Raw genomic sequence first — 9,991 nt, 5'->3', positions numbered from 1 at the left:
AGCTTGTCGAAGACTTGTACGCTTACTAATGGTTCGACAGGCTCACCATGACACTCTTTGATGTGTCAGTCTGAGCTTGTCGAAGACTTGTACGCTTACTAATGGTTCGACAAGCTTCCTATAGCATATAGGTAATTTAATTCCCCTCCCTGGAGGGGTTAGGGGCGGGTTCTTTCTGCTTTAGTAAGTACCCTTTTGCTTTAAACCTATGATGACAGTGTTATGTCACCAATATTTTTAAGTGCCTCATTATTAACTATTAGCGAGTGTTCACGATGTTCACTTGTGTGTTCGTGAACACCGTATCTTATTACCCTATGCAAACATTACTTTGCGGTGCGGATACCGCTCCGCATATCCGGCTACAATATTGCGGATATAATCGTTGCCTGGGTAGGGGGTAAGGTAATTTTTAAGCGCCTGGATATTATCGGCGTTATAGTAATGCGAAATATAGCCCATGCCATAAAAACGGCCTTTTTCTATCAGTATGCAACTGTGCTCGTCGCCTGTACGGCCCTCATCGCGTATGGCAAAGGTTGGCAGGCTTTGCTTCAACTCGTGTAAAGCATTCATTACTTTGTTGTTATAAACATCAGACGACTCGTTACCCTCACAGGCGCATTGGCCAACATTAGCACCGCTGCAAGGCTGATCATTCTTTTGAATAAAACACAGTTTTGGGCAAAGGCCGAATGTTTCAATCAGGTTGTTCAGCAGGTTGTGGCCCTCCAGTAGTGAATTGCAGGCGTAAACGGATGGCATGTGCTTGCGGTGCTTATCCACTGCCAGGCGCATGTACCCACGCTGGTCCTCGTACATATAAATGCCATAGGTGTTTTCAAAGCGCTTTAACGAGCGGTTGTATTTTGGCCACAAGCGTTTTATTTCAACCGCTTCCAGTACAAAAGCAATTAGCTCGGTACCGCACACCTGGTGACTGATGTGGTGGATGTTTTTTAAAAACTCCTGCCGCTGCAGGTTAGGGTTATTGCCGGTAAAATGGCTGCAAACACGTTTGCGTATATTCTTGGCCTTCCCCACATACACCACCTTACCTTTTTGATCGTGAAAGTAATAAACGCCAGGGTTGGATGGCAGCGCGTCTATATCAGCCTTAGGCAGGTTAGGTGGCAAAACCTGCTCCTTACTGTTTTGTTTAAGCGCCTTGGCTATGTGGTTTTCAGTGTCTTTATTCAGCAGAATAGAAAAAAGCTGCGCTGTTGCCTCCGCATCGCCCATGGCGCGGTGCCTTGCGTTGTTGGGTATGCTTAAATGACTGCACAGCTTACCAAGGCTGTATGACATTAAGCCCGGCATAATTTTACGCCCTAATCTTACGGTACAAAGCTTGTTGAGATTAATTTCATATCCTGCGGCGTTAAGATGGTATTTGAGGAATGAATAATCGAAGTTGACGTTGTGTGCCACAAATATCTGCCCTTTAAGCAGGTGAAAAATCTCATGGGCAACGTCTTCAAACAGAGGCGCATTTTGCACCATCTCGTTTGTTATCCCGGTTAAGGCCCGTATGTAAACAGGTATTTCGCGTTGCGGGTTGACTAGCGTTTCAAACCGGCGGATGACTTTTTTACCATCATGTATGCATATGGCAATTTCCGTTATGCCATTCGCGCTGGCATGTCCTCCTGTCGTTTCAATATCTACAATCGCATACATGGTAATAACAAATGTAAATATTAATTGCTAATAATTTTAGTTAAATTTTAAAAAGTTAGGAAGTCTGAAAGTCCGAAGTCCGAAGATGCAACACAAGGTTTTTGTTTTAGTGTGTATATAGCAAAGCCCGGTAGCATTTGGTTACCGGGCTTTACTATTATATCTGTTATCTTTCGGACTTTTGACTTCCGACTTAAGACTATTTCCCTTTCTTAGCCTGTACCTGTTGTTGCTGACGCATCATTTCTTCCAGGCGGGCGCTGAACCCTGTTTTTTTCTTTTTAGGATCTTCAGGTTTCTTTTTATTTTCCTGTATCTGGGCATGTATCTTCTTATCATCAACCATGAATTTAATTAAGTATTGCTGTAAGAAAGTGAACATGTTCGCCAGGAAGTAGTAATAATTCAAACCGGCAGGGTAGCTGTTCAAGGTAGCAAAAAAGATAAACGGTGTGATATAACCGATATACTTCATTTGTCCTGTAGCACCTGATATCTGGTTGTTGAAATAGGTGTAGATCAATGTAGAAATCGTCATCAGTAAACACATTGCGCTAATGTGGTTACCTATGATTGGAATAGTAGTTGAAAATTTGATCACATCATCGTAGGTCGACAGATCATGCATCCACAAAAAGTTTTGTCCGCGCAGTTCAAACAAACTTGGGAAAAAGCGGAAGAATGCAATTACAATAGGCATTTGCAGCAGCAAAGGCAAACAGCCGCCCAACGGGTTAACACCGGCTTTTTTGTAAAGCTTCAGGTATTCCTGCTGTAACAGGGTAGGATTATCCTCGCCAACCTTTGCCTTAATTTCATCCATCTCCGGCTTTATCACACGCATCTTGGCCATAGACAGGTAAGACTTGTAAGTAAGCGGAGATAGAACCAGCTTCAACAGTACAGTAAGCGCAAGAATAATAAGGCCATAATTCCAGTTGAACTGTTTTAAAAAGTTAAACACTGGTAATACGGCAAACTGGTTAATGTACTTAAGTGGCCCCCAACCTAAATTGATGATCTTTTGCAGGTCATAGCCCTGTGCTTTTAAAGTATTGAACTGATTTGGACCAAAGTAAAACTCCAGCGGGATGGCGCCGCTTGCATCGCGGTTAAGCTGCAGGTTGGCCTTCATCTGTTTTACATCGGTGGTGTCGTTAACGTCTGTAACCACAGCAAGATCAGATTTGGCTATGCCATCTTTAGAGATCAACACGTTTGAAAAGAAGTGCTGTTTGAATGCAACCCACTGTAACTTTTTATCGCTGATTGCTTTCTGGTCGTCTTTAGTTTCTGCTAAATAGTCAACGTCGCCTTCGGTGTTTTTAAAGTAAACGGTAGAGTATTGACGCTCCTGTTTCAGATCTTTTTCCTGCTTATTCAGGCTGGCTGTCCAGTTAAGGTTGTAAGCATTACTGTTAGCTACTACCTGGTCTAAACCTGTTGAACGTATTGTTAAGCCTACTTTAAAACCGGTACCTTTTAAACTGTATATGTAATCGATATACTGAGTAGGACTGTAGCTTAAACGCATGGTTACGGAAGACGAGTCCTGGCCTGCAACCTTTAAAGCGGTAGTACTTGGCGTAAAATAAAGATCATTGGTATTGATATTTTTATCGCCCGCCCTAAAATTTAAGCCAAACGCGTTATTATCACCATCAAACAGTATCAGCGGTTTTTTGGTATAGGTTAAATAGTTTTTAAGTTCGGCAGAATATACACGGCCGCCTTTTGTACTTAGTTTAAGGCGTACATCGGCGTTCTCTAACGTAACAAATTGTTGTGTGCCAACAGTTGCTGCGCCAAAAGGTGATTTTAAAACGGCCGAATCAACTGCGGCAGTTTTGGTTGCGGTATCTGCCTTGGCCGCTGCAGGGGCTTTGACAAGTCCTTTTTTTATTGAATCGCGGTGAACATTTAGTTGTTCTTGTTTAAGATCAGCCTCAGACGGTTTCATTAGAAACACACCAACCGCCATTATGATCATGATCAGGAATAATCCTGTAAATGTATTTTTATCCATTATTGTTTATCGTACTGTACTAATTCTTGCGGGCATAAGCCAGCGAAGCGGCGACAAAGTTAATAAAAAGTGGGTGCGGATTAGCAACTGTTGATTTTAATTCGGGGTGAAACTGCGCGCCTACAAAATATGGGTGGTTTTTAAGCTCCACAATTTCAACCAAACCATTATCGGGGTTAATGCCAGACGGAACCAAACCTGCAGCTTCATACTCTTTTAAATACTGGTTGTTAAACTCGTAACGATGCCTGTGGCGCTCGCTGATGTGCGTTTTACCATAAGCTGCCGCAGCTTTGCTGCCTTTTTTAAGGTCGCAGGAATAAGCGCCAAGGCGCATGGTACCACCTTTATTTACAATGTTTTTTTGATCCTCCATCATATCTATTACCGGGTTTGGCGTTGCAGGGCTCATTTCTGTACTGCTTGCATCTTTATAATTCAGCACATTTCGGCCAAACTCTACCACCGCGCATTGCATGCCCAGGCATATACCAAAGAAAGGGATGTTGTTTTCGCGCACATAACGTATCGCTTCTATTTTTCCTTCAAAACCACGTTCGCCAAAACCAGGGGCAACCAGCACCCCGTGCAGTCCGCGCAGTTTTTCAATTGCATTTTCAGGTGTTAAACCTTCTGATGGTATGTATTGTACACGTACTTTGCACTCATTTTTAGCGCCGGCATGTACAAACGCCTCTATGATGGATTTGTAAGCGTCCGGCAATTCAACATATTTACCTACCAGGCCAATCTTAACATCAGAAGTAGGGTTTTTTAAGCGGCCCAGAAAATCTTTCCAGTTTTCCAGGTCGGGCTCATTTTTATGTGATAGTTTTAACTTGCTTAATACGGTCTGGTCCAGTTTTTCCTTTAACATTAGCAGCGGCACATCATAAATGGTTTGTGCATCCATTGATTCGATTACCGCATTGATGTTTACGTTACAAAAAAGCGCAATTTTTTTCCGGATATCCGCATTAATGTGGTGCTCTGTACGGCAAACCAGTATATCGGGCTGTATACCATACTCTAAAAGCATTTTTACAGAGTGCTGTGTTGGTTTGGTTTTCAACTCGCCTGCAGCTGCCAGGAAGGGGATAAGCGTTAGGTGGATAACCAGCGCGTTATTAGGGCCAGCTTCCCACTTAAACTGCCTTACGGCTTCTACAAACGGCAGCGACTCGATATCGCCCACGGTGCCACCAATTTCCGTAATAACGATATCATATTCACCGCTTTCGCCCAAAATGCGGAAGTTGCGTTTAATCTCGTCAGTAATATGAGGTACTACCTGTACGGTTTTACCTAAAAAAGCACCCTCACGCTCACGGTTAATTACATTTTGATAAATACGGCCGGTAGTGATGTTATTGGCCTGAGATGTTGGTGTATTCAGGAAACGCTCATAGTGCCCAAGGTCAAGATCAGTTTCAGCGCCATCCTCGGTAACGTAGCATTCGCCATGTTCATAAGGGTTTAGGGTACCCGGGTCGATATTTATATAAGGATCGAATTTCTGGATAGTTACGCGATAGCCTCGCGCCTGAAGAAGTTTAGCTAATGAGGCCGAAATAATGCCTTTTCCCAACGATGAGGTTACACCACCCGTAACAAAAATGTATTTAGTCATGATTCTTTTTGAAAATCAAACGGCAGTTTTAAACGGCTGCCAATTGTTTGTGTACGGGATACAAAAGTAAGAAAATTTGCGGGCTTTGCAGGGTGTATTTTATAATTGTTAAAAGCTGGTGAAAGTGAAGGGGTTGGGGTATTTATAGATCTTATGCGTACTTGGGAAACAAAGCAAATCATTAGTGGCTTAATTATTACTACTTAATTTTGGGAAGTACATTAAATAATCTTCAGGTTCTTCGTTAGGAATGGATGTGCTTTATCATCATTGGTGGATGTTCTTTTTCTTTTGCCGTAAAAGAAAAAGAACGAAAAAGAAACCTCGCGGCTGCGCCAGCTTGCTTTGAAAGGTAGTGCTGTTGCAGTGCCTGTACTACCCGCAATCTGCCAATGCCGCATTTTAGGAAGATGACGTTGGGTTTGTCAGTCTCGTTATTATTTTATTTTCCTACGCTGAATTACTATTGAAGAGCGGTGGGCCGACGAAAAACCGTGGCCGATGGGCGAGGTTGTGCGGAGGTAGGATTTTTTCGTCTTGATTTTTTGCTTCCTTTTGTATCAAGACAAAAGAAGTAGCCCCCGCGGCAATGAGCGGACTGGCGTTAACCAAAGCATTAACGCTCAAAACTACTATGAGTTCTCCGTTAGGAATGGTTGTGCAGTATGATAGTTGGTGGATGTTCTTTTTCTTTTGCCGGAAAAGAAAAAGAACGAAAAAGAAACCTCGCGGCTGCGCCAGCTTGCTTTGTAAGTTAGTGCTGTTGCAGTGCCTTTACTACCCGCAATCTGCCAATGCCGCATTGATGACGGTGGCGTTGGGTTCGTCAGACTATTTGTAACACATCATTGCGAGGAGGTACGACGAAGCAGTCTCCAGATAACCTTTAGGTATTCATAAACAAAACCATTCCTAACGAAGGAGCAATCGGAGAACATCAATGTTGACTGAACGGTCAGCAGTTAATTACAATCCTTCTATCCAACCGGTCACTCCATCATTATCCACAAGCATATACTTGCCATAAATACCTAATAAGCTTACTCTCTGGCCGGCTTCCAATGTTTTCTTACTTGGTGCATTGATGCTATCAGGCGCGTTAAAAAGTGGCTTTGGAGATTTTACTACGATATTCCGGATGTTACCGGCTTCAGTAACGTATTTACTGTTTACAAAACCCGTTTGCCCATCGGGAAGGGTTGCCTTATACCATCCGTCAGTTGCCGCGCTTACTACTAAAGGCGTGTTTATGGCAAGCGTTTGTACCGCGAAGCCTTTTTCTGATGGCAGGTTGTATAACCTGCTGCTTTTGGATGTTGTACGTACCGTTGTATTTAAATATTTAAGAGGCGCCATAACGGATGCGGGCTGCCGGTTATCCACCTGTACAAAAGCCAACGGGTCAATAGCGCCGCTGCCGGTATAAATGCCAAAATGCAGGTGCGATGGTGTTGTGCGTGCATTGCCGGTATTTCCCACCAAACCTAATGTATCACCTGTTATTACATTTTGCCCAGGCTGCACAGTTTGCACATCAAGATGGGCATAGTACAAAGTGTAATCTTCGTTTTGCGGGCGCATAAATACTACATTGCCACCCAGGTTGTTCGTGGTTACGCCAGTTACGGTACCATTAGCCGCAGCAATGGCTGGCGTGCGTTTAGGCGCGAAAATATCAATCCCCTCGTGCTTGCGACTGCCTTCGTCGCGGCCATCGCCCCAGAAGCTACCAATATGCGGCTTGCCTGATGCGGATACAGGAAAGCTTAATGATGGCCCTGCTGTAATGGTCAGAGTATATTCACCGGCGCGAAGCAGCTCGGGCTGCAGGCGCAATATATATTTGCCGGTTTGTTTGATCTCTGTTTCAAAAGATGCCCCTGATGTATCTGCTGATGAAAGAAGTTTAAGATTAGCAGACGATTCCTCCCGGAACAGGTCAATATAAATATCAAAATTAATGGCGGGTTTTTTAGTAAGGCTTACTCTGATCTTCTGTCCTCGCCTGGCATCAAAACGTAGGGCAGTACTGCCAACTTTCTCATCGGCAAAGTAGCCTGTTTCTTTGTATGGAATCTTAACATTCAACGGATTGCTGGTAGTTCTTTCAGCCTCCTGCAGCCACGCGCTGCCCATGGCTGTCTGTCCAAAACCGTTATCTTTTAAGCGTTGCGCGTAGGCATCATGCGGAGATAGTTTTTTAAATAGCGCCAGCGGACCCTTGTTTTTACTGCAGGCAGAGAGAGTTAAGCAGTATATTACGAAAAGAAGGGTCTTGCATTGCTGAAGCATATTGGTCCCGTTTGTATTGAAAACCAATATGCTGTTATGAAAGTTTTAAATAGTTGTTGGATGATTTTTATTGTATTGTTTAACTAATGAAAGGATTTGATCAAATGTGAACTTATTATCATATAGATATTTCTCATAAACCTCAGAGTCATCTTTAAACATTTCACCAAGTTTGTTTTTACGCACGTCTCGTGACTTGCCACCTAAAGTATTGAACTTTAATTTGTAAACGGTGTCTGTTCCTTTTGAAAAATACCAAATCTTTTCAGTGTACCAGCCATTTTGGATACGCTCCTCATATATAGTAATGGCACCTTTTAATTTCGTATAATAGTATTCACGCTTTTTTTTCCCTTCGGGATATACAGCTCTTACAAGATAATTGTTCTTTGTATCCAGATATTCAATAATTTCATCAGAATCTATTTTTTTTCCAGGGTCGTTATCGTTTAGGCGATATTTTGTAGACCAAAATGTGGAAAATACTTTACAATGGATTGTATCACCTTTAGTTGTGATCACATAATCTTGTGCTTTAACATTTGCTGCACACAATACAGCAGCAATAGCCAACAGGCCTTTTAGGTTTAAGTTCATTATAGTAAATTAATAAGGTTTCAGGTGTAGAACGTACTAAAACAACCCATTGATCTCGCGTTCTATCAGGTTGATGATAGTGCCCATATCTTCCGGGTTATTGGCAAAGTCAAGGTTATCCTTGTCAAGCACCAGCAGCTTGCCTAATTTATAGTTCTTTATCCACTTATCATACTTCTCATTTAGTTTAGAGAGGTAATCTATGCGGATCCCTATTTCATACTCGCGGCCGCGACGCTGTATGTTATTTACCAAAGTAGGTACCGAGGCCTTAAGGTACACCAGCAGGTCGGGAGGTTTGATGAATTCGGTAATGTTATCAAACATGCTCTGGTAATTTTCATAGTCGCGGGTAGTCATCAGGCCCATATCATGCAGGTTCTCGGCAAAGATGTAGGCATCCTCGTAAATGGTGCGGTCCTGTATAATGTTACGGCCGCTCTTTTGTATTTCGATGATCTGGCGGTAGCGGCTGTTCAGGAAATAGATCTGCAGATTAAAGCTCCAGCGTTTCATCTCGCTGTAGAAGTCTTCAAGGTAAGGGTTGTTGTCAACCGCCTCAAAAAGCGGGTCCCAACCATAGTTTTTTGCGAGCATTTCTGTCAAAGTGGTTTTGCCCGCACCAATATTTCCTACAATAGCTATGTGCATATATAATCTGAATCAGAATTTTCCGAATTTACAGAATTAAGCGAATTTTAAAATACCTGTTGAGATTTTGAAAATTCTAAAATTCTGTAAATTCTGATTCCGACAATCTTAGAATTTCCTGAAACCAATGATCTCCCTTACTTCCCTGATGGTTTTGGCCGCGCTTTCACGTGCTTTATCCGCGCCCTGTTGGGCTACCTTTCTTAAATAGTCAGCATCGTTGGCTATATCGTTAATGCGCTCGCGGATGGGCGCGGTGGCGATGATCATATCTTCTGCCAGCTGCTTTTTCAAGTCACCGTAACGTATAGCGCAGGTGTTGTACAGGTTATCAAAGTGTGCAAGTGTATCTGCAGACGATACCACTTTCATCAAGTCGAAAAGGTTTTGGATTTCCTGTGGTTTTGTCTGATTTTCAGTCGTCGGGCCACTATCCGTAACCGCACGCATTACCTTTTTGCGGATGGCTTCAGGAGTATCAGCTAAATATATAGCGTTGCCTTCGCCTTCGCTTTTTCCCATTTTGCCTTTACCATCCAGTCCGGGGATCTTTACCAGACTCTCACCGAATGTAAATGCGTAAGGCTCGGGGAAGTATTCATGATTGTACAAACGGTTAAAGCGGTTACCAAAAGTGCGGGCCATTTCCAGGTGTTGTTCCTGGTCCTTACCAACAGGTACTTTAGTGGCTTTGTGAATGATAATATCAGCCGCCATTAGCACAGGGTAAGTCAATAAACCTGCATTAACATTATCGGGATTGGCGCGCACTTTATCTTTAAAAGAGGTGGCGCGTTCCAGTTCGCCCAAGTAAGCGTTCATGTTGAGGTACAGGTAAAGCTCGGCAATTTCAGGCAGGTCGCTTTGTACATAAATGGTCGCCTTATCCGGGTCGATGCCCGCAGCAAGGTACTCCACCAGAACCTGCTTTACATTGGCATGTAAATTAGCCGGGGTGGGGTGAGTGGTTAACGAGTGCAGATCCGCGATAAAAAAATAGCAGTTATATTCGCTCTGCATTTTTACGAAGTTTTGTATAGCTCCGTAATAGTTTCCTAAATGCAGGTTCCCGGTAGATCTGATACCACTAACAACAGTTTCCATATAAAGGGCGA

Annotated in this window: 9 protein-coding genes; 1 reads left to right on the top strand and 8 read right to left on the bottom strand. The window is 43.1% G+C overall.

The annotated features are described in order from the left end of the window. Nucleotides 1-315 precede the first annotated feature (315 nt). The 4 genes from ACFQZX_RS01475 to ACFQZX_RS01460 all read right to left on the bottom strand — a co-directional run bounded on the left by ACFQZX_RS01475 (nt 316) and on the right by ACFQZX_RS01460 (nt 5,737). The gene (locus ACFQZX_RS01475) at nt 316-1,680 is read right to left on the bottom strand and encodes an exonuclease domain-containing protein (protein WP_377110972.1); all 1,365 of its coding nucleotides are present in this window, start codon (nt 1,678-1,680) and stop codon (nt 316-318) included. Nucleotides 1,681-1,879: 199 nt separating this feature from the next. Beyond that, nucleotides 1,880-3,706: a membrane protein insertase YidC gene (gene yidC / locus ACFQZX_RS01470; protein ID WP_377110971.1), complete on the bottom strand. Its 1,827-nt coding sequence runs from the start codon at nt 3,704-3,706 to the stop codon at nt 1,880-1,882. A 19-nt stretch (nt 3,707-3,725) separates the two neighbouring features. Beyond that, nucleotides 3,726-5,336 carry a CTP synthase gene (locus tag ACFQZX_RS01465; RefSeq protein WP_377110970.1) on the bottom strand — a complete coding sequence of 537 codons (1,611 nt, stop codon included), beginning with the start codon at nt 5,334-5,336 and terminating at the stop codon, nt 3,726-3,728. A gap of 221 nt (nt 5,337-5,557) precedes the next feature. Continuing rightward, nucleotides 5,558-5,737 (bottom strand): hypothetical protein, encoded by a 180-nt coding sequence (locus ACFQZX_RS01460; protein ID WP_377110969.1) that lies wholly within the window; start codon nt 5,735-5,737, stop codon nt 5,558-5,560. A gap of 233 nt (nt 5,738-5,970) precedes the next feature. On the opposite strand from ACFQZX_RS01460, the gene ACFQZX_RS01455 reads away from it, so the two are divergent. Further along, nucleotides 5,971-6,177, top strand: a complete 207-nt coding sequence (locus ACFQZX_RS01455; RefSeq protein WP_377110968.1) for a hypothetical protein — start codon at nt 5,971-5,973, stop codon at nt 6,175-6,177. 125 nt (nt 6,178-6,302) lie between these two features. Here ACFQZX_RS01455 and ACFQZX_RS01450 read toward each other — a convergent pair whose 3' ends face one another. The 4 genes from ACFQZX_RS01450 to trpS form a co-directional block, all read right to left on the bottom strand. Beyond that, a complete protein-coding gene (locus tag ACFQZX_RS01450) occupies nt 6,303-7,628 on the bottom strand; it encodes a peptidoglycan DD-metalloendopeptidase family protein (protein ID WP_377110967.1) in 1,326 nt (441 codons plus the stop codon). A 45-nt stretch (nt 7,629-7,673) separates the two neighbouring features. Continuing rightward, nucleotides 7,674-8,225 (bottom strand): hypothetical protein, encoded by a 552-nt coding sequence (locus ACFQZX_RS01445; RefSeq protein ID WP_377110966.1) that lies wholly within the window; start codon nt 8,223-8,225, stop codon nt 7,674-7,676. A gap of 36 nt (nt 8,226-8,261) precedes the next feature. Further along, nucleotides 8,262-8,876 carry a deoxynucleoside kinase gene (locus ACFQZX_RS01440; protein WP_377110965.1) on the bottom strand — a complete coding sequence of 205 codons (615 nt, stop codon included), beginning with the start codon at nt 8,874-8,876 and terminating at the stop codon, nt 8,262-8,264. Nucleotides 8,877-8,984: 108 nt separating this feature from the next. Continuing rightward, entirely contained in the window at nt 8,985-9,980 is a 996-nt protein-coding gene (trpS, locus tag ACFQZX_RS01435) for a tryptophan--tRNA ligase (RefSeq protein ID WP_377110964.1), read from the bottom strand. Nucleotides 9,981-9,991: the final 11 nt, after the last annotated feature.

It is taken from the genome of Mucilaginibacter litoreus, from assembly GCF_042676805.1.
GTDB classification, from domain to species: domain Bacteria; phylum Bacteroidota; class Bacteroidia; order Sphingobacteriales; family Sphingobacteriaceae; genus Mucilaginibacter; species Mucilaginibacter litoreus.
This window is presented reverse-complemented; position numbering and strand designations above follow the sequence as displayed.

What these genes read in the sequence shown, in the direction of transcription:
- ACFQZX_RS01475 (WP_377110972.1), bottom strand. Translation starts at nt 1,680, where the DNA reads ATGTATGCGATTGTAGATATTGAAACGACAGGAGGACATGCCAGCGCG.
- ACFQZX_RS01460 (WP_377110969.1), bottom strand. Translation starts at nt 5,737, where the DNA reads ATGCGGCATTGGCAGATTGCGGGTAGTACAGGCACTGCAACAGCACTA.
- trpS (WP_377110964.1), bottom strand. Translation starts at nt 9,980, where the DNA reads ATGGAAACTGTTGTTAGTGGTATCAGATCTACCGGGAACCTGCATTTA.
- ACFQZX_RS01465 (WP_377110970.1), bottom strand. Translation starts at nt 5,336, where the DNA reads ATGACTAAATACATTTTTGTTACGGGTGGTGTAACCTCATCGTTGGGA.
- ACFQZX_RS01455 (WP_377110968.1), top strand. Translation starts at nt 5,971, where the DNA reads ATGAGTTCTCCGTTAGGAATGGTTGTGCAGTATGATAGTTGGTGGATG.
- yidC (WP_377110971.1), bottom strand. Translation starts at nt 3,706, where the DNA reads ATGGATAAAAATACATTTACAGGATTATTCCTGATCATGATCATAATG.
- ACFQZX_RS01450 (WP_377110967.1), bottom strand. Translation starts at nt 7,628, where the DNA reads ATGCTTCAGCAATGCAAGACCCTTCTTTTCGTAATATACTGCTTAACT.
- ACFQZX_RS01440 (WP_377110965.1), bottom strand. Translation starts at nt 8,876, where the DNA reads ATGCACATAGCTATTGTAGGAAATATTGGTGCGGGCAAAACCACTTTG.
- ACFQZX_RS01445 (WP_377110966.1), bottom strand. Translation starts at nt 8,225, where the DNA reads ATGAACTTAAACCTAAAAGGCCTGTTGGCTATTGCTGCTGTATTGTGT.